The 19,565-nt window shown below is 35.7% G+C and carries 19 protein-coding genes; 9 read left to right on the plus strand and 10 right to left on the minus strand.

Annotated features, from left to right (window positions below; all coding sequences use genetic code 11):
- Nucleotides 1-97 precede the first annotated feature (97 nt).
- Nucleotides 98-541, plus strand: coding sequence for a nucleoside deaminase (locus BLV35_RS00175; RefSeq protein WP_091082926.1), 444 nt, complete (start codon nt 98-100; stop codon nt 539-541).
- A 15-nt stretch (nt 542-556) separates the two neighbouring features.
- Here BLV35_RS00175 and BLV35_RS00180 read toward each other — a convergent pair whose 3' ends face one another.
- The 4 genes from BLV35_RS00180 to BLV35_RS00195 form a co-directional block, all read right to left on the minus strand.
- Nucleotides 557-1,597 carry a potassium channel family protein gene (locus tag BLV35_RS00180; protein WP_091082931.1) on the minus strand — a complete coding sequence of 347 codons (1,041 nt, stop codon included), beginning with the start codon at nt 1,595-1,597 and terminating at the stop codon, nt 557-559.
- A 361-nt stretch (nt 1,598-1,958) separates the two neighbouring features.
- Nucleotides 1,959-2,270, minus strand: a complete 312-nt coding sequence (locus BLV35_RS00185) for a hypothetical protein (RefSeq protein WP_245711988.1) — start codon at nt 2,268-2,270, stop codon at nt 1,959-1,961.
- Nucleotides 2,271-2,551: 281 nt separating this feature from the next.
- Nucleotides 2,552-4,096 carry an Rne/Rng family ribonuclease gene (locus tag BLV35_RS00190; protein WP_091082935.1) on the minus strand — a complete coding sequence of 515 codons (1,545 nt, stop codon included), beginning with the start codon at nt 4,094-4,096 and terminating at the stop codon, nt 2,552-2,554.
- Nucleotides 4,097-4,481: 385 nt separating this feature from the next.
- Nucleotides 4,482-4,772 (minus strand): HU family DNA-binding protein, encoded by a 291-nt coding sequence (locus BLV35_RS00195; protein ID WP_016989051.1) that lies wholly within the window; start codon nt 4,770-4,772, stop codon nt 4,482-4,484.
- Between the two features lie 134 nt (nt 4,773-4,906).
- On the opposite strand from BLV35_RS00195, the gene mutY reads away from it, so the two are divergent.
- Genes mutY through BLV35_RS00220 form a run of 5 tightly spaced genes read left to right on the plus strand, consistent with a single transcriptional unit; the run spans nt 4,907 to nt 8,541 of the window.
- The gene (mutY, locus tag BLV35_RS00200) at nt 4,907-5,941 is read left to right on the plus strand and encodes an A/G-specific adenine glycosylase (RefSeq protein WP_091082939.1); all 1,035 of its coding nucleotides are present in this window, start codon (nt 4,907-4,909) and stop codon (nt 5,939-5,941) included.
- A gap of 49 nt (nt 5,942-5,990) precedes the next feature.
- Entirely contained in the window at nt 5,991-6,431 is a 441-nt protein-coding gene (locus BLV35_RS00205; RefSeq protein WP_091082942.1) for a single-stranded DNA-binding protein, read from the plus strand.
- A gap of 23 nt (nt 6,432-6,454) precedes the next feature.
- Nucleotides 6,455-7,753: a gliding motility-associated protein GldE gene (locus tag BLV35_RS00210; RefSeq protein WP_091082945.1), complete on the plus strand. Its 1,299-nt coding sequence runs from the start codon at nt 6,455-6,457 to the stop codon at nt 7,751-7,753.
- A 55-nt stretch (nt 7,754-7,808) separates the two neighbouring features.
- Nucleotides 7,809-8,336: a gliding motility lipoprotein GldD gene (gene gldD / locus BLV35_RS00215; RefSeq protein WP_245712003.1), complete on the plus strand. Its 528-nt coding sequence runs from the start codon at nt 7,809-7,811 to the stop codon at nt 8,334-8,336.
- Nucleotides 8,337-8,355: 19 nt separating this feature from the next.
- Nucleotides 8,356-8,541 (plus strand): hypothetical protein, encoded by a 186-nt coding sequence (locus tag BLV35_RS00220; protein ID WP_143031822.1) that lies wholly within the window; start codon nt 8,356-8,358, stop codon nt 8,539-8,541.
- A gap of 78 nt (nt 8,542-8,619) precedes the next feature.
- Here the strand turns inward: BLV35_RS00220 and BLV35_RS00225 are convergent, their stop codons facing one another.
- Nucleotides 8,620-9,000: a heavy-metal-associated domain-containing protein gene (locus tag BLV35_RS00225; protein WP_091082957.1), complete on the minus strand. Its 381-nt coding sequence runs from the start codon at nt 8,998-9,000 to the stop codon at nt 8,620-8,622.
- Between the two features lie 110 nt (nt 9,001-9,110).
- Here BLV35_RS00225 and BLV35_RS00230 point away from each other — a divergent pair, with 110 nt between their 5' ends.
- Nucleotides 9,111-9,977 carry a DMT family transporter gene (locus BLV35_RS00230; RefSeq protein WP_091082961.1) on the plus strand — a complete coding sequence of 289 codons (867 nt, stop codon included), beginning with the start codon at nt 9,111-9,113 and terminating at the stop codon, nt 9,975-9,977.
- Nucleotides 9,978-10,058: 81 nt separating this feature from the next.
- Here BLV35_RS00230 and BLV35_RS00235 read toward each other — a convergent pair whose 3' ends face one another.
- From BLV35_RS00235 to BLV35_RS00250, 4 genes are all read right to left on the minus strand, one after another.
- Nucleotides 10,059-12,107, minus strand: coding sequence for a M16 family metallopeptidase (locus BLV35_RS00235; RefSeq protein ID WP_091082965.1), 2,049 nt, complete (start codon nt 12,105-12,107; stop codon nt 10,059-10,061).
- Nucleotides 12,108-12,119: 12 nt separating this feature from the next.
- Nucleotides 12,120-13,445, minus strand: a complete 1,326-nt coding sequence (locus tag BLV35_RS00240; protein WP_091082968.1) for a M16 family metallopeptidase — start codon at nt 13,443-13,445, stop codon at nt 12,120-12,122.
- Nucleotides 13,446-13,657: 212 nt separating this feature from the next.
- Complete coding sequence (locus BLV35_RS00245) at nt 13,658-15,025, minus strand: M16 family metallopeptidase (protein WP_091082972.1); 1,368 nt, start codon at nt 15,023-15,025, stop codon at nt 13,658-13,660.
- Nucleotides 15,026-15,085: 60 nt separating this feature from the next.
- Nucleotides 15,086-16,411: a M16 family metallopeptidase gene (locus BLV35_RS00250; protein ID WP_091082975.1), complete on the minus strand. Its 1,326-nt coding sequence runs from the start codon at nt 16,409-16,411 to the stop codon at nt 15,086-15,088.
- Between the two features lie 244 nt (nt 16,412-16,655).
- On the opposite strand from BLV35_RS00250, the gene rplU reads away from it, so the two are divergent.
- Nucleotides 16,656-17,099, plus strand: a complete 444-nt coding sequence (rplU, locus tag BLV35_RS00255; RefSeq protein WP_091082978.1) for a 50S ribosomal protein L21 — start codon at nt 16,656-16,658, stop codon at nt 17,097-17,099.
- 23 nt (nt 17,100-17,122) lie between these two features.
- Nucleotides 17,123-17,389 carry a 50S ribosomal protein L27 gene (gene rpmA, locus BLV35_RS00260; protein ID WP_091082981.1) on the plus strand — a complete coding sequence of 89 codons (267 nt, stop codon included), beginning with the start codon at nt 17,123-17,125 and terminating at the stop codon, nt 17,387-17,389.
- A 117-nt stretch (nt 17,390-17,506) separates the two neighbouring features.
- Here rpmA and BLV35_RS00265 read toward each other — a convergent pair whose 3' ends face one another.
- Nucleotides 17,507-19,453, minus strand: coding sequence for an aconitate hydratase (locus BLV35_RS00265; protein ID WP_091082984.1), 1,947 nt, complete (start codon nt 19,451-19,453; stop codon nt 17,507-17,509).
- Between the last annotated feature and the right edge of the window lie 112 nt (nt 19,454-19,565).

Here is a 19,565-nt window from a genome sequence, read left to right on the forward strand (position 1 = left end):
ATTTTTACATTCGATAAAATAACTTGTTTTACAAAGATTCACAAAAAAAGCGAAGATTCACAGAGATTTTAAAATTTGCGAATTCGCGGTCGATACTATGATAAACCCTTTCACTGACGAGTACTTCATGAAGAAAGCTTTACAGGAAGCTGAAATAGCTTTCGATAAAGGCGAAATTCCTGTAGGTGCCATTGTTGTCGTTAACAATGTTGTTATCGCGCGAAGTCATAATTTAACCGAATTGCTAAACGATGTCACTGCTCATGCTGAAATGCAGGCAATTACCGCAGCGGCAAATTATCTTGGAGGTAAATATTTAAAGGATTGCACGATGTATGTTACACTGGAACCTTGCCAGATGTGCGCCGGTGCTTTGTATTGGAGTCAGATTTCTAAAATTGTTTTTGGGGCAAGCGATGAAAGTCGCGGTTTTTTAAAAATGGGTACGCAACTCCATCCAAAAACTGTCGTAAAACGAGGTGTTTTAGCAGAGGAAGCTTCAGACTTGATGAAGCGGTTTTTTGCTACGAAAAGGAAGTGAATTTATCCAATCAGTTTAATTGTTTGTATTCATTATTATTTCATGATTGTAACTTCCACAATTAAGGTCAGTCCATTCCCATCCGTCATCTTTAAGGAGAGACAATAATAATCGGCGTCTCGTTCTTAGTTTTTCATATTCTAAATCTACCATGTCACCAGATATTATTTTTATTCCCTTATTTTCAAGGGCCGTAAGAATTAATATAGGAGGCGTTTTTTTTCCAGGAGTTATAAAAGTGGCCGGTAGCGTTACCAGGTAGCTAGAAATAGCTTTTCTCAATCTGATAAGTACATTGAAAGAAGGCCGTTGCTCTACAGGAATGCTGTGGAGCAGAACAGTAAGCGCCTCATCGAGGTTGGTGATATTGAGGACAAAGGCTTCTTTCTTGTCTGAGGAGTGAAAAAAGTGCAAGACAGAGTATGCTTTATGATTTTGGGCGTGTAAAATGATAGAATCAATCAGGGTGATAAAAGGTTGTTCTAATTCTTTAAAATCTTTTCCGTTCCAATGATTCAAAAGTATTTCTTCTACAGAACCGCCAAGCGTATTGATATATACACTTATTTTTCTTTTTGTTATTTCAGCTGAAACGACTGGAATTAAATAAGTAATAGCGATTGAAATTAGTATCAGTCCGGTAAATGAAAGTATAGCGGTAAGAATATCCCAGAAGTTTCCTTCGGGTTCTATGTCTCCTAATCCCAAAGTGGATAAAGTATAACCAGTGAAAAATATTTTATTTACTACGGTCGTGGAAGTGTTGGTCTCGACATTCATCAGAGAATCGGGTTGACTGATGAACAATAGGCTTGCAGAAATCCATATTAGTAGCAGCCAGTTAATCAAAATGGAAACCAAAATGACGGCTCCGCCAATTTCTAGTACTTTTCTGCGTCCCATTTTTTTATTAATGACTAGCAGGATACTCCAGATAAATTTAGATAATCGTTTTGAGATAAAACCTGCTCCACGAACAGATAGGGACGTATTGATTAAATCAGTGGCGGTAACAAGAAGAAGTATGACTCCTAGAAAAAACACAAAATAGTTCATGGTATTGATTTTTATCTGGAGCAACAAAATAACTTTAGTACGAGATACTCTAGGTAACCTTGTATTGGGTTTTGTCGTGCGGTCAGTCGGCTAATATAGTAAATAAACGGTGATGTAAATGATGCTCTAAGCAGTCTTTAGATATGTAAAGTAGATTTGGTTTTTGCTAAACTTTGTCTAAGGAAAAAGATTGGTGTGGTAAATTGTATTCTTGTCGCTAGGTAAACTGGTTTCCATTTTGATAACTTATAAGAGCGATGTTTCTCTCTACACCATCTATATTATTTGTTTTTTTAAATGGAACAAATAAATATTTTATAAATTTTGTGGCTATTATACAGGACTATAGGTATTCTAATTTCTACGTCCCGCTAATTGGTGAGTCGAAAATACCAGCGGCAAGTTCTGTCCAAATGAGGGCTAGAATTATCAGCAAAACTAAACAGATGACGATACGGTAACTGGTTTTGGAAATCTTTCTTAATACAAATTCGCATAGGAGGCTTGTGCCGAGGAGTAGTATTCCCGCTATGACAAAATCAGCCAGATTCCAGTTTACTTCCGGCGTAAACTGCATCGCTATTAAAGGGATCAGTAATAGAATTACTGTTGTAATGACGATGATGACTAGTCTTTTATTTTGCACAAACAGTCGCTCTTTTAGATTTGTCATTGTATGTGGTGTTTCTTGTTTTGGGTGTTGTCATTTGCTAATTTATAAAAATTTATTGCAAAAGATCCAGTAAGTGCTCAGCTATGAGTGTTGTTATAAGACAAATCCCTTAGCCCGGATAGTAGTGAAAATCCTTTTTATCCTGAATTTAGTTCAGAACTCTGTACTAAATTCAGGATAAAAAGATTGTAGCGTATAGCCGGATTAGCTCCTAAAAAAGACAATTATTTGCTTAAAAAAAGGCGAAAAAAAACTCCTCAATTTCTTGAGGAGTTTCTGATTTATTCTTTTATAACATTTCCCGTTTTGTCGTAGAAATGATATTCTAAATACGTGTAAGCGTCACGCGGTATGATTTTTACCCACTTTTTATGTTCAAAAAACCATTTTGAACGTAATGATGGAAAACCTTTTGTAAGGTATGCTGCCACAAATGGATGTACGTTAAGTACAACGTCTTTGTTGGTTTTTAATATTCCTTCTAAATCAGAATTGATTCGGTCAATGATTAAAATTGGCGCTTCAATTTCGCCATTCACATCGTTTGGATCTTCTTCTCTAGTTTTAATGTTTACTTCAGGTCTTACTCTTTGTCTTGTAATCTGGACAAGTCCAAATTTACTAGGAGGTAAGATCTTGTGTTTCGCTTTATCATCGTTCATTTCTTCTCTCAAGAAGTCGAACAATATTTTACGGTTTTCAGGATTAGACAAGTCGATAAAATCAATTACGATAATACCACCCATATCACGTAGACGCAATTGTCTAGCGATTTCAGCAGCTGCAATCATATTGACTTCCATGGCAGTATCTTCCTGGTTAGATGCTTTATTAGAACGGTTTCCGCTGTTTACGTCAATGACGTGCAAAGCTTCAGTATGTTCGATAATAAGGTAAGCACCTTTACTCATGGACACTGTTTTCCCGAATGAAGTCTTGATTTGTCTCTCTATGTTGTATTTCTCAAAAATGGGCGTATCATTTGATTGATAAAACTTAACAATTGATTGTTTTGAAGGTGCAATTTCTTGCAAATAATCCTTCGTTTGGTTGTACAACTCTTCATCATCAATTTGAATACTAGTGAAAGTATCATTAAAAACGTCTCTTAAAATAGAGGAAGCTCTGTTGAGTTCTCCTAAAATTTTTGACGGATGATGAGCGGTCGGTAATTTTTTACACATTGCATCCCATCTGCTAAGCAGGTTCTGCATGTCTTTTTCTAATTCGGCTGTATTTTTGCCTTCTGCTACTGTACGAACAATAACACCAAATCCTTTTGGCTTGATAGATTGTACAAGTTTTTTTAGTCTGTCTTTTTCTTTCTTGTCTTCTATTTTTTGAGAAATAGAAACACGGTCAGAAAACGGAACTAAAACAATAAATCTTCCGGCAAGAGAAAGCTCAGCGCTTATTCTTGGACCTTTGGTAGATATTGGTTCTTTTACAACTTGTACTAAGATAGATTGATTAGCATTTATTACATCTGTAATAATACCGTCTTTGTCTATCTCTTTATCAAACTGGAAGTTTTTTAGGGAGAAATCTTTTATTTTACCTGCGCTTACAAGTTTTATGAATTTCAGTTGGGAAGCTAAATTTGGACCTAAGTCATGATAATGTAAAAAAGCATCTTTTTCGAAGCCTACATTTACAAAAGCAGCATTAAGACCTGCAACTGGTTTTCGTATTTTGGCGATAAAAATATCACCTACTTGAAAGTTGCTTTTTTCTTCTTCCTTGTGTAATTCAATTAGTTTTCCATCTTTTAATAAGGCAAAATCTACAAAATCAGAACTAGATCGAATGATTAATTCTTTATTCACGTTGTAAATTTTTATCCGAACTTTTTAGTTTTCAGTTTTCGGTTTTCAGTTTTCAGTTTTGCAACTCATAACTCATAACTCATAACTCATAACTGAATTGTAAGGATGGATTAAACAATAATTTTAACAGGTATTGAACCCGGGGAAAACTAGCTAGCAGTCCTCAAATTTAAGTAATCAGTATACTGAATGCTTAAATTTGAGGACTGAGGACTAATTTTCAATTTCAATGAACTTTTAAAAAGGAAAAAGTAGTTAAAAACTACTTTTTCTTTTTGTGACGGTTAGCTCTCGCTCTTTTTTTACGTTTGTGAGTTGCTACCTTATGTCTCTTTCTTTTTTTACCACTTGGCATATCTTGTCGATTTTATGATTAATTAATATTTTATTTTGCTTCGTTATTGATCTTTACTCCTTCAACAAAAACTTTTGCAGGTTTGAATGCAGGTATGTTATGTGCAGGAATTTTTATTGTTGTATTTTTGGAAATATTTCTTCCAGTTTTTTCAGCTCTAGTTTTCACTATAAAACTTCCGAAACCTCTTAAATAAACATTGTCTCCAGTTTCTAATGAATTTTTAACTTCATTCATAAAAGTCTCTACTGTTGCTTGCACATCACCTTTTTCAAGACCTAATTTTTCTGAAATTTTTGCTACGATATCTGCTTTCGTCATTTTCTTTCCTTATTTATTATATTGTAATCATTTTTTTTAGTGTGCAAATATATGAATTTAAAAAACAATTATTCAAGCTAATTCATTAAAATTTAATCACATAAACTTTTACTTTTGCTAACAAATATTTAATAATGAAATTTTCTAACTTGCTTATAAAGTGGTATTTACAGAATAAAAGAGATTTACCCTGGCGAAGCACTACAAATCCATACCCAATTTGGCTCTCCGAAATCATGCTTCAGCAGACTCGTGTTGCTCAAGGAACGCCTTATTTTTTGGCATTTACGACTGCATTTCCCACTGTTTTTGATCTTGCGGCAGCAAGTGAAGAAGAAGTGCTAAAGCTTTGGCAAGGACTTGGGTATTACTCGCGTGCTAGAAACTTGCATAAAACTGCTCAATATGTGGCTTCGGAATTATCAGGTGTTTTTCCTCCTACTTATAATGAGCTATTAAAATTAAAAGGTGTGGGTGAATATACTGCCGCCGCGATTGCTTCTTTTTCTTATAATGAGGTTGTGCCTGTTGTAGACGGAAACGTGTTTCGGGTATTGTCTCGTTATTTTGATGTAGAGACTGATATTGCTTTGGCTTCTGCCAAAAAAGAATTTGCTGCGTTAGCTTTCGAATTAATGCCAAAAGATAATCCTGCGACTTTTAATCAGGCAATTATGGAATTTGGTGCTTTGCAATGTGTTCCCAAAAGTCCGAATTGTAGTATTTGTGTATTTAATGATAGCTGTGCTGCGCTCCAGAAGAATAAAGTTGATCAACTTCCAGTGAAGTCTAAGAAGGTGAAAGTGCGAAATCGCTACTTTAATTACTTGGTTGTGGAGGATGAAAATGAAAATACTGTGATTCAAAAGAGAACATCAAAGGGGATTTGGCAAAATTTATATGAATTTCCTGTAATAGAGACCGATAAGGTGGAAGACTACGAATATGTTTATGGACAAGTTCAGCAGAACTTTTTTAAAGATAATGATGTGGTTAGTTTTATAGGATATAACGAAGAAAGTATTATTCATAAATTATCACATCAACACCTATATATAAAGTTCTGGAAAGTTAGTCTAAAAGGAACGGTTGAAAACGGAATAAACAATGAGGTTTTAAAGACGTTTCCATTCCCTATTGTGATTCATAATTTTATTGAAAAGGAATAATTAAAAGAGGTAAAAAATGTACCTTTGAGTAAAATACACACCAAATACCATGAACGGAACGTTAAATAAGGTGATGCTGATTGGGCACCTTGGAGATGAAATTAAAATGCATTATTTTGATGGAGGAAACTGCATTGGTAGATTCCAATTGGCCACCAACGAAGTCTATATTAACAAAACCACCAACGAAAAAATCACTTCTACGGAGTGGCATAACTTAGTGGTGCGCAATAAAGCGGCGGAAATTTGTGAAAAACATTTATCGAAAGGGGATAAAATATATGTCGAGGGACGGATTAAGTCACGCCAATGGCAGACAGAGGACGGAACGACAAAACATACCACTGAAATTCAAGTTACGGAGTTTACTTTTTTGTCCACCAAGAAAGCTAGCGAAAACAACAAACAAATTGACAGCCCGGAATCCGTAAAAAACACTAACTTTGACCCACAAAATAATGGCTTGCCTATCAATGATTTGCCATTCTGATTGTTTAACTAATCTTTTTTAATTTGGACCCAGAGCCCAGTTTAAATTTCGCATATACATTAGATACAGATCTAGTGTATGGTTTTACCGGAATATTTGTATTGCTTCTTTGCTCTGCATTAGTTTCCGGGGCCGAAGTAGCCTTGTTTTCTTTGTCGCAAAAAGACATTGACGAAACAATACAAGGGAATGATTCCAAAGGAAGAATTCTTGCCGATCTTATAGATAGGCCCAAAAAACTTTTGGCGACTCTTCTTGTGGCTAATAATTTCATCAATATCGGAGTGGTAATTTTATTCTCATTTATTGGAAAAAATTTGTTCGCTGCGATTAGTTCACCAGCTTTAAAGTTTACCGTCGAAGTAATCGTGGTTACCTTTTTACTTTTGTTGTTTGGCGAAGTGCTGCCTAAAGTATATGCTAGCCGAAACAATATTAAGTTTGCTAAAATGATTGCGTACCCAATTTCAATATTAGATAAATTGCTTTCGCCTATTAGTGTTCCTATGCGGGAAACAACCATTTATTTACACAATAAACTAGGGAAACAAAAAACAAATTTTTCAGTTGATCAGCTGTCGCAAGCTTTAGAACTTACTTCGTCAGATGAAACTTCTTTAGAAGAGCAGAAGATTTTGATGGGAATCGTGACTTTTGGTAATACAGATACGAAGCAGGTTATGAGTCCGAGGATTGATGTTTTTGCTTTGGAAATAACAGAATCATTTTCTGAGATCTATTCTAAAATTATCGAAAAAGGATATTCAAGAATTCCTGTTTATAGAGACAATATTGACCAGATAGAAGGTGTTTTGTTTGTTAAGGATTTATTGCGCCATCTTGATGAGAAAGATTTTGAATGGAACACCTTAATAAGAGAGCCGTTTTTTATTCCGGAGAATAAGAAACTGGATAACCTACTAAAAGATTTTCAAAGAATGAAAAGTCATCTTGCTATTGTAGTAGATGAATACGGAGGAACCTCCGGTTTAGTTTCTCTAGAAGATGTAATTGAAGAAATTGTTGGAGATATCAGTGATGAATTTGATGATGACAATGTCAATTTTACTAAAATTGATGAAAAAAACTATCTTTTTGAGGGTAAAATAAATCTGAAAGATTTCTATAGAATTATTGATGTTAACGAAGAAGTTTTTGAGGTAAAAAAAGGGGAAGCTGAAACTTTGGCGGGATTTATTCTTGAAATATCAGGAAACTTCCCAATGAAAGGGCAAAAAATCTCTTATGAAAATTGCCTGTTCACAATTGAGACAGTGGATAAGAAACGTATAAAACAGATAAAAGTAACGGTTGATGTTTAATTTGAAACGGGATAATAAAAAATATTTTTCGAGTATAGTAGTTGCGATTGTTTTTATGGGATTGTTCCTGTTTTCTAGTTGCAAAGAGGATGTTTTTCCTAAACCTGCAAGTTATTTGCGCTTAGATTATCCAGTTGCGACTTATGCTAATTTTGAAAATGAATGTCCGTTTACTTTCGAAATGAATTCAGAAGCGGTTATAAAAGGAGAAAAAGATTGCGGATTTACAATAACGTATCCAAAAATGAAAGCGACCATTTATTTGACTTATAAGCCTGTAAATAATGATATCAATGCCTTGTTGAGAGATGCTCAGAAATTAACTTATGAGCACGTTATAAAAGCCGATGACATACTAGAGCAGCCTTTTTTGAATTCTTCCAAAAAAGTGTATGGTATGTTTTATCAAGTCGATGGAAATGCAGCAACTAATTCACAATTTTATGCAACCGATAGTACGAAGCACTTTGTTACCGGTTCAGTTTATTTTTATGCCAAACCCAATTTTGATTCGATTATGCCTGCGGCAAGTTATATTAAAAATGATATGCAGCGTTTGATGGAAACCTTAAAGTGGAAGTAAGTTGAAATTTTAAATGGATATGAAAACAAAGGTAATTGCGCTTTCTATTTTAGGTCTTGTACTACTTTACTTTTATTTGAATGACTTTTTTTTAACAGTAAATATTGGAGATACGTATTACTTGATCAATTATTTTTTTGTCATAGTAGCAATTGTGTTTTTGTCTTTGATGGTCTTTGTTCTAAGAAAAGCAATCAAGAAGTAAGGGTTGTTATAAAATGACTTTCTTGCATAAAAAAAGCTTCTCATTGAGAAGCTTTTTTTATGCAAGAAAGTCGTTTGCTTACGATTTAATATTCGAAACAGTGTAGGTTTTTCCGTCACCTGTAGCTTGCACGACTTTAGTTAAGCTTTCAGGTGTTTGTACTGTTTTATCAAAAGTTACTGTTGCTAATTTTGTGTCAAAATCCACTGTTGCGGTTTGTACTCCGTCAAGTTCCGTTAATTCTTCCTGAATTGTTTTGGCACAACCTACTGCGCAGACCATTCCTTCGACAGAAAAGTTGGCAGTTTGTACATTTTCGGCAGCGATTACTTTTTTTACTTTTGGAGCTTCTGTTTCTGTTTTTGCAGTTTCTTTTGGAGCTTCCTCAGTGTTTTTTTTGCAGCTTACAAACAAAAGACCAGCTAATGCTATAACAGCAATTGATTTTTTAATATTCATTATGATTTGATTTTAAGTGTTTTAAACGTTTTTTTTAACGAAAACAAAATTACTTAAAAAAGAAGAGGTAATTCATAAAATTATTACAATTTTGGGGTAAACTAGCAATTATGGAATCGAAACAATTAAAATGGATTTATTTAATAGGACTTGCCTTAATTTGGGGAAGCTCATTTATTTTAATAAAAAAAGGATTAATTGGATTATCCGCTTTGCAAGTTGGTTCCTTACGAATCATTTTTGCTGCGATTTTTTTATTGGTAATTGGTTTTAAAAGTTTGTCAAAAATTCCGAAAGAAAAATGGAAATTCATTGCGATGACTTCCATGTTCGGGACATTTGTACCTGCATTTCTTTTTGCTTTGGCACAAACGGAAATTGATAGCTCTGTAAGTTCTATTTTAAACTCTTTGACGCCTTTAAACACCTTGATTTTGGGTGCGCTGGTTTTTGGGGTAAGTTTTGAAAGAAGACAAGTTTGGGGTGTTTTTATAGGACTTATTGGAAGTTTACTGTTGGTTTTCAATGGAGCAATGAATCATCCGGATCAGAATTACTATTATGCTATTTTAGTGATTATCGCTTCGGTTTGTTATGCTATTAATGTCAACCTAATCAAACGATTTTTGTCAGACTTGAGTCCGCTTAGTATTACAACGGGAAATTTCCTAGTGCTGTTGTTTCCGTCTTTGGCAATATTATATTTCAGCGGTTTTTCAGATGTTGTGCATGTTGAGAAAGTACAACAGGCAGTTGTATTCATAGTTATTTTGGGGGTTCTGGGAACTGGAATTGCGAATATTCTTTTCTTTAAACTAATACAGATGTCATCGCCTGTTTTTGCCACTTCGGTAACGTATTTGATTCCGGTAGTTGCCTTCTTCTGGGGACTATTAGATAATGAAATGCTAACTCCGGTACAGTTTTTTGGTGCTTTTATAATCTTGATTGGAGTTTACTTATCTGCTAAAAAGTAATATTCGATATAAACTGGCTGTTTTGTAAAATAACAAAGGCTGTCGTTTAAGACAGCCTTTATTGTTTATTTCAGGATTTGATTATTTAAAATCGGCATCCGTAACTCCTTCGTTGATTTTTACGTCAGCTATTTTGATGTCTAATTCAAAGCCTACGTTCTGGATGATGTTAAAAGGGACTTTCACTCCTTTAACTTCTCTATAATCTCCAAAATTGGTTACTTGAGTAATAGACTTACCTCCTTGATCCATTGTTTTTGAGTCAGCTAGTTTTAAACCGCTAGTCACATCATAATAGAGTGTGGTTTTACCGTCTTTAATGGCGTAAGTATCTTTACCGTTAATGGTTTCGATACCAGTAAGTGTTACACCGTCTTTTTTAGCCAATAGTAATTCTTCGAATAAGATTGCACTATTTTTCATTTCGGCTAACTCAGCTCCTTCAAAGTTTTTTCGTTGTCCTTGTTGTAGTACATAAGCGCTAGTTTCATTAACCACTTGTTTCATTATGCTCATGGTTCCCATTGCTAGCTCGACATTTAATTTGCCTTTTGCATCCGCTTTTGAAGTAAAAGTTAAAGGTGATGGAGCTTGAGGTATTACTGTTGAGCCTACCATAGAGATTGTTTTTACAGCTTTTACAGCTTTTTCTCCACCTATAGCAACAATGTAGTTGTCTAAGACACTTTTAATGGTTACACCTGCTGGCATGTCTTTTTTGAAAACTGGTTTTTCAATGGCCGTTCCGTATTTATCAAAATAAAACATAGGTATTTTTAGTTTCTCCAATGCAGGAGCTACTTCAGATCCTTTACCCACAACTACTATTCTGATGTTGTCCGCTAGGAAAAAGCGGTTTGCTACGCTTTTAATATCTTCTACTGTTACTGCATTTATATTTTTAATATAATTTTCGTAAAAATCAGCAGGTAGATTTTGTGTCTCCGTATTTAAAGCATAACGAGCTACTGTAGCTGGTTTTTGGATTTGCATTACGAAGTTACCTATGTATTTTGCTTTTGCATTTTTTAAATCATCAGCAGATACTAATTCAGTTCTGATTTTTTTTAATTCGCTTAAAATTTCGACTACAGAACTATCAGTCACTGCATTTCTTACTGACGTTGAAGAACGAAATTTCTCTACGTATTTACCGAATCCTACATTAGAGTAAGCTCCGTATGTCCAACCGTGTTTTTCACGTAAGTTCAAAAACAATCTACCTTCTCCGCCACCACCAAGAATTTGATTTGCCAAGATTGCAGCAAAATATTGTTTATCGGTAATTTTTAAATTGATTGTATTTACCACTGCGATTTCAGACTGAACAGCGTTTGGCATATCTACAAAATCAATCTGAGTTTGCTGCACGTTTTTAGGATCAGGATATGTAACCTGAGGAGCTATACCTTTAGCCCAAGAACCAAAAAGTTTTTCAACCATTTTTTTTACGTCTTTCGTATTGACATCACCTACAACAACTAGGTACGCATTTCCAGGAACAAAATTAGTTTTGTAGTTTGCAACGGCATCCATTAAAGTAACTTTGTTAATGGTTTCTGCGCTTAAAAACTCTCCTGAAGGATGATTTACTCCAAAAGCCAATACATCTTCAACTCGTCCTGCAACAGCAGTAACGCTTTTTTCTTGTGTTTTTATTCCTTCTAAAAGCTTTGCTTTTATTTTGTCAAATTCTTCAGCAGTGAATACAGTGTTTAATGCGCCATCAGCCATTAATTCTAATATTCTTCCAGAGTATTTAGACAATCCGCTACCAGAAGCGCCATTTGAATCAAAATTTATATTTGCGCCTAAGAAATCAATTTCTTCATTAAAGGCATCTTTTGATGTTTTAGTAGTTCCACTTCCAATAAGCATACCTGTAATATCTGCTACTCCTTTTTTGTCTCCTTCAGCATAAGGCATGTTGTCTAAGCTAAGTCTATAGGCGACTCTAGGTAGTTTGTGATTTTCTACGACCATTACTTTTAGTCCGTTCTTAAGTACAAAATTATTGGATTTACCAATCTTAATTGTAGGAGGAGCTGCAGGCGTTGGTTGCGGGATTATTTGTCCCTGTAACGCTAAAGTCAAAAATAGACTTGATAGTATATATATTGTTTTTTTCATGATAGTTCTGAATTATTTTTTGGCTTTGTCTGATGATGGAACATAATCTAATACTAATCGTTGGTTAGGATTTAGATATTTTTTAGCAACAGTTCTAATCTCTTCCGGAGTAATGGTGCGGTACATCTCAATTTCAGTATTGATTAAGTTTACGTCTTTGTAAAGCATGTAAAAAGTAGCAAGATTATCTGCAACCCCTTCGATAGTAGCGTTACTGTTTACGTATTGATTCTCATACTTGTTTTGAAGTTTTTGCAATTCCTTGTCAGAAATTAATTCGGTCTGTAGTTTTACAATTTCAGAATCAATTTCAGTAAGTATGTTCTCAGATGTGCTTGGTGCTTGAGGTAAACCATAAAGGATATACGTTCCGTAATCTTCTTGACTGTAACTAAATGCACCAATTTGCAAGGCCATTTTTTTGTCGTCCACTATTTTTTTGTATAATCTAGAGCTTTTACCGTCACTTAATATTGTTGAGATAAAATCTAAAACTCTAGCATCACGGGTTTTCATTGATGGAGTTCTGTATGCCGCAACAACCATTGGGATTTGAATGTTTGTGTCCTCAAATCTTGCCTTGATGGTTTCGGTAATTGGTGCCTCTACGAAAGTTTCTCTTTCAATTGCAGCTCCTTTTTTTATGGCGCCAAAGTATTTTTGGATCCATTCTTTTGTTTGAGCTGCGTTAAAGTCTCCTGCTACTACAAGGACTGCGTTGTTCGGGACGTAGAATTTCTTGTTGAAGTCTTTGAATTCCTCCAATTTTGCGGCGTCTAAATGATCCATCGAACCAATAGTCGTCCAGCGATATGGATGGTTTGTGAACATTTTTTTCTTTACCTCTGGAATCATTTGTCCATAAGGGCTGTTGTCATAACGCAATCTTTTTTCCTCTTTTACAACCTCATTTTGGGTGTCTACACCAATTTGGTTGATTACAGGATGCAGCATTCTTTCAGATTCCATCCATAATCCTAATTCAAGATTGTTAGAAGGAAACACTTCGTAATAGTACGTGCGGTCTTCGGTCGTATTGGCGTTATTTGTCCCTCCGTTTCCGGTAACAATTTTAAACCACTCTCCGCGCTTGATGTTCTCAGTACCTTCAAATAATAAATGTTCAAAAAAGTGAGCAAAACCAGTTCTTTCTGGATTTTCATTTTTGGCGCCTACGTGATACATTACTGATGTTATCACAACTGGGGCTGAAGGGTCATTTTGTAAAATAACATGTAGACCATTGTCTAAATTGTATTCTTCGAAAGACACTTTTTGTGCAGAAACGGCTCCGCCAAGCAAAAGTGTGGCGCTTAATGCCATTATTGATTTTTTCATAGGTGTTAATAGGTTAATTTAATCTATAGGTCGTATTGTTGATTGTATTGTTACATTAAAAACAACTTTTTTTATAAGAATTTACGTCTCTTTTGTTTAATGTTGAATAATTTTTGGTTGTATTTGTTTGTCAAACCAATAAAAAAAAAGGCTTTCCATCAGTAAATTTGATGGAGAGCCTTTGTAATAATTACAGTTTGCTGAAGTTATTTTTATTTTATCGCAGGTTTTTCTGTTGGTTGGCCAAATTTATTGAAATAAAATAATGGGATATTTAGTTTTTCTAATCCAGGAATAATATCCGCAGCTTTTCCTGCGATTATAATTCGGGTATTGTCGATCAGGAAATATTTATTGGCTGCATTCAAAACGTCATCTGCCGTTACTGCATTTATTGTTTTAATATAGTTTTCGTAAAAGTCAGGAGTTAGTTCTTCAGTTTCTACATTTAAGGCATATCGTGCAATAGCCGATGGTTTTTCCACTTGCATCACAAAACGCCCAATATATCCCGCTTTCACATCTTTTAATAGCTCTTCAGATACTTTTTCGGTTCTGATTCTTTTTGTTTCTTTTATGAATTCTACCACAGCGCTATCGGTTGCCGTGCTTCTTATTGATGAGGTCGATTTTAATTTCGAAACATATTTCCCTGCTCCTATATTAGTAGTAGCACCGTAAGTCCAGCCGTGTTCTTCTCTCAAGTTCATATTTAAGTAGCTGTTAAAGTCTCCTCCAAGTATGTAGGCGGCGATAACTGCTGGGAAAAAGTCTTTATCTCCCATTTTTAAATCAATGGTATTAACCAATGAGACCTCGGACTGAACAGCATTTGGAACGTCTACAAAATTAATTTGTGTGAATGGAGCATTTTGCGGGGCATCATAATTTACTTGAGGCGTGCTTGCCTTTTCCCAGGATCCAAAAAGTTTTTCAACAATGGGTTTTACCTCTTTGTATTTGATGTCTCCAATAATTACTAAATAGGCATTTTCTGGTGCGAAATGAGCAGCATAATTCGCCTTTACATCGTCGAGGGTGACATTGTTAAGCGTTTCTTCGGTTGTGTATTCTCCTGCAGGGTGATTTATCCCAAAGGCTAAAGCGTTAACAACTCTACTCGCAATTGCGGGAACGTTTTTTTCCTGTGCCTTTATGCCTTCTAGCAACTTTGCTTTTTCTTTATCAAATTCTTCCTGAGTAAAATTAGGATACAGCGCGCCGTAAGTTAATAGTTGCAGTACGCGACCAGAATATTTAGAAAGGGCACTAGCATAAGCGCCGTGTGAGTTAAAGCCAATGTTTGCTCCTAAGAAATCTACTTCTTCATTAAAATCATCTTTTGTGATTTTGATGTTTCCGTTTCCTATTAAGTTGCTGCAAAGTTCGTCTACTCCCTTTTTACTGTGTTCTGCAAAAGGAGGATTGTCTATAGTCAGGTTAAAAGTGACACGGGGTAATTTATGATTTTCCACAACCATTACTTTTAGCCCATTGGCTAAGAAAAATGTCTGTGGTTTTTTAAGATTTACAACTGGTGGTTTTCCAGGCTTGGGTTGGGTGTAATTTTCTGCTTGCATAATTCCTGTTACAAATAATAGGATGAATAGAATACTTGTTTTTTCGTAGTTACGAAGGCGTTAATTGAGAGCTGTTTCTATAGTAGGGACGTAATCCAAGATCAATCTCTGATTCGGGTTTAGATATTTTTTTGCCACTTCCCTGATTTCTTCTCTGCTAATAGAGTGGTAAAGATCAATCTCAGTATTTATTAAATTGATGTCTCCATATAGCAAATAATACTTTGCCAGATTCTCAGCAATCCCTTCTACGTTCGAGTTGTTGTTCACATATTGGTTCTCAAACTGATTTTGTAATTTCTGATAATCTTTCTCAGAGATCAAATCCGTTTGGATTTTTACGATTTCCTCGTCAATTTCATGTAGCAAATCTTCGGTAGTATGTGTTCCCATCGGTAAGCCATATAGAATATACATTCCGTAATCTTCCTGACTAAAACCTACGGCGCCTATTTGCAAGGCTATCTTTTTTTCGTCTACAATCTTTTTATATAATTTTGAACTTTTCCCATCACTTAAATACGATGATATAAAGTCCAATACGCGAGCGTCTCTCGTTTTCATGGACGGTGTTCTATACGATGCGACCACCATCGGAATTTGAATGTTAGGATCTTCGTACGTCGCTTTAATCGTTTGTGTTATTGGTTCTTCAACATGCGTTTGTCTTTTAAAGACTTCGCCTTTTGCTATTGGGCCAAAATATTTCTCTATCCATTCTTTTGTTTGATTTTTTTCGAAATCTCCAGCAACTACTAATACAGCATTATTAGGGGTGTAGAATTTTTGGTGAAACGCTTTAAAATCTTCTAAGGTGGCTGTGTCTAAATGCTCCATTGAACCGATAGTTGACCAACGATACGGATGGTTTTTAAACATGTTTTCCTTAACAATAGGTAAAATTTTGCCGTAAGGCTGGTTGTCGTAACGTGAGTTTTTCTCTTCTTTAATAACCCCGTTTTGGGTATCGACCCCAATTTGATTGATTACAGGATGCATTAGTCTTTCAGATTCCATCCAAATAGCTAGTTCTAAATTATTGGAAGGGAATACTTCATAGTAATAGGTACGATCATCAGAAGTATTGGCATTGTTAATTCCGCCATTAGAACTTACAATTTTAAACCATTCGCCTCTTTTGATGTTCTTAGTCCCTTCAAATAGTAGGTGTTCGAAAAAGTGGGCAAAACCAGTTTTGTCTGGGTTTTCATCTTTAGATCCTACATGATACATCACGGAGGTTATTACGACAGGTGCAGTAGCATCATGGTGCAGAATAACATGCATACCATTGTCCAGATCGTATTCTTCAAAAACTATTTTTTGAGCAGTAGCGACTCCGCCAAGGAGAAGGGCATTAGTTAATCCCATTATTGATTTTTTCATAAAGATTAATAAAAATGCATTTTCAGTGGATGAAAATACAAATTATTGTAACTTCAAAAATACCTTTTTTTAATGATGTATGTCCAGTATTCTGTTTTTTTAGGAAAATGATTGGGATTTTGGAAAGGCAAACCCCTGAAAACATGGTAAAAAGCAAAGAAATCATATTTTAACTTTTAAGGGATTGCACAATAAAAATTAATTTGTATATTTGCAACCTTAAAAATCAATAAATCAATTTGGTATGTATGCAATCGTAGAGATAGCAGGGCAACAATTCAAAGTAAGCAAAGACCTAAAGGTTTACGTTCACCGTTTGGCAAATGAAGAAGGAACTACAGTTTCTTTCGACAAAGTTTATTTGTTAGACGACAATGGCGTAATCACAATAGGCGCCCCCGCTATAGAAGGTGCTTCAGTAGAAGCTAAAGTGTTACAACACTTAAAAGGAGATAAAGTTATCATTTTCAAAAAGAAAAGAAGAAAAGGGTACAAAAAGAGAAATGGTCACAGACAATATCTTACTCAAATTGTAATTGAAGGTATTACTGCATCAGGTGCTAATAAAGCGGCTCCTAAAAAAGAAGCAGCTCCTAAGAAAGCAGCGGTAGAAGCAAGTACTGAAGAAGCTCCGGCTGCTAAAGTAAAAAAAGCTCCTAAAGCTAAAAAAGAAGATACTAAAGAATAATAACAATATTAAACTAATACGTCATGGCTCACAAGAAAGGTGTCGGTAGTTCCAAGAATGGTAGAGAATCAGAATCAAAACGTTTAGGTGTTAAGATTTTTGGTGGACAAGCTGCTATTGCAGGGAACATCATCGTAAGACAAAGAGGTTCAAAACACAATCCAGGTGCAAATGTTTACATCAGTAAAGATCACACACTACACGCAAGAGTAGATGGAGTTGTACACTTCCAAAAGAAAAGAGATAACAAATCATACGTTTCAATACTTCCATTTGAAGTTGAAGCATAATTGATTTAATCAATTTATTAAAAAACCCGTCCCGATTTATTTCGGAACGGGTTTTCTGTTTTATAAATAATACGGATTGATTAATCAAAAAAGGTTAAAAAATGCTTGTTTGACAAATCACTTATGTTTTACTAAATTTATAACCCCGCCTTTTAAGATGATTTCAGCTTGTCTTTCGCTGATAGTATAGGTGAGTATGATTTTAATGTCTTTGCCAGCTACAGTCGCGGTTATAGAATCGTTATTTTTGATTGCCGCTTTCAGGCCTTCTATGCGTAAAATATCACCCTGTTCCAGTTTGTTCCAGTCTGCAGCATTCTTAAATTCAAACGGAATAATACCAAAGTTAATCAAGTTCTGCCAGCCGATACGAGCATACGATTTGGCTATGGAAAATTTTTGACCGAGATATTTGGGTGCTAAAGCAGCATGTTCCCTGCTTGACCCTTGAGCAAAATTATCGCCCGCTATAACACAATAACCTTCGTATTCTTTTTGGTTTTCAATGGCTCGATCATAGAAAGTTGGATCTATGGCATAATAGGAGTATTTGCTTATTTCAGGTATGTTAGAGCGTAATGGCAATACTTCTGCTCCCGCTTTTAGAATACCATCGGTAGAAATATCATCTCCCATTTTCAATAGAATAGGAACTTCCAGCGTATCGGGGAGTTCGTCAAATAAAGGGAGAGTTTTGATGTTTGGCCCTTTTATCAATTCAGTAGTGCCGCCATTAGGGTCGATTAGCATCTCTTTTATTATCTTAATTTTAGCGGGCTCTTTCCATTGCGGATAGGAGATGTTCAATATGGTTTCGAGATCTCTTGGATCGGTTATTTTTCCCGTCAATGCCGCTGCTGCCGCTGTTTCGGGGCTACATAAATATATTTTATCGTCTAATGTGCCGGAGCGTCCTGGAAAATTACGAGGCATTGTTCTAAGGCTAATGGTGTTGGTGGCGGGAGCTTGTCCCATTCCGATGCATCCCATGCAGCCAGATTGGTGAAGACGTGCGCCGGCAGCAATCAAAGGTCCTAGAGCTCCCATTTCCATCAAATTTTCCAATACTTGTCGTGACGAAGGATTGACATCGAAGGAAATCTCAGGGGAAACAGCTTTCCCTTTTACAATTTGGGAGACGATCCAAAAATCACGTAATCCCGGATTTGCAGATGAACCAATAACGACTTGGTTTACGGTAAGCCCGCTGACTTCTCTAACAGTAACGACATCGCCTGGACTTCCGGGAAGTGCAATCAAGGGCTCTACAGCAGATAAATTGATTTCTATTTCTTTGTCGTAGGTAGCGCCCGAATCAGCTTCCAGATTTATCCATTGGTCTTCTCTCTCTTCTTGTTTAAGGAATTCACGAGTAATCTCATCTGATGGAAAGACAGAGGTTGTTGCACCTAGCTCTGTACCCATATTAGCGATGACGTGACGATCCCAGGCGCTTAATGTTTTTAGACCGGGACCATAATATTCCAATATATAACCGCGTCCGCCAGTCACATCGTATCTGCGAAGCATTTCTAAAACAACATCTTTGGCACTCACCCAGTCAGGTAATTTTCCAATTAGTTTAATACCCATAATTTTGGGCATTTTAACATAATACGGTTCGCCCGCAGCTGCAAGAGCAACATCTAAACCGCCTGTTCCAATGGCTAGCATTCCAATGCCGCCTCCTGCTGGCGTATGGCTGTCGGAACCCAAAAGTGTTTTGCCTGGTCTGCCAAATCGTTCCATGTGCACAACATGACTAATCCCGTTTCCAGTTCTGCTGAACCAGAATCCAAAACGTGCTGCCGCCGATTGCAGGAACAGGTGGTCGTCCATATTCTTGTAATCCGTTTGAAGTAGGTTGTGATCGACATACTGAACGGCAATTTCCGGTTTGGCTTTTTTTAGATTAAAAGCTTCCAATTCCAGCATGACTAATGTACCAGTAGCATCTTGCAGTAATACTTGATCAATTTTTAACCCGATTTCAGTTCCGGGAATCATCTCGCCCGAAATAAGATGGGCACTGATTAATTTTTGACTGACATTTTGTGTTTTCATTATAAGAAGTGTTAGCAACGGTTATAGACAAATTAGCGAGATTTTTAATTATCAGAAAAATACTTAACTCGTGTTTATTTAATCATATGCGTTTATCATTCTGAAAACCAGT

The organism is Flavobacterium gillisiae (assembly GCF_900107635.1).
Taxonomy (GTDB): domain Bacteria; phylum Bacteroidota; class Bacteroidia; order Flavobacteriales; family Flavobacteriaceae; genus Flavobacterium; species Flavobacterium gillisiae.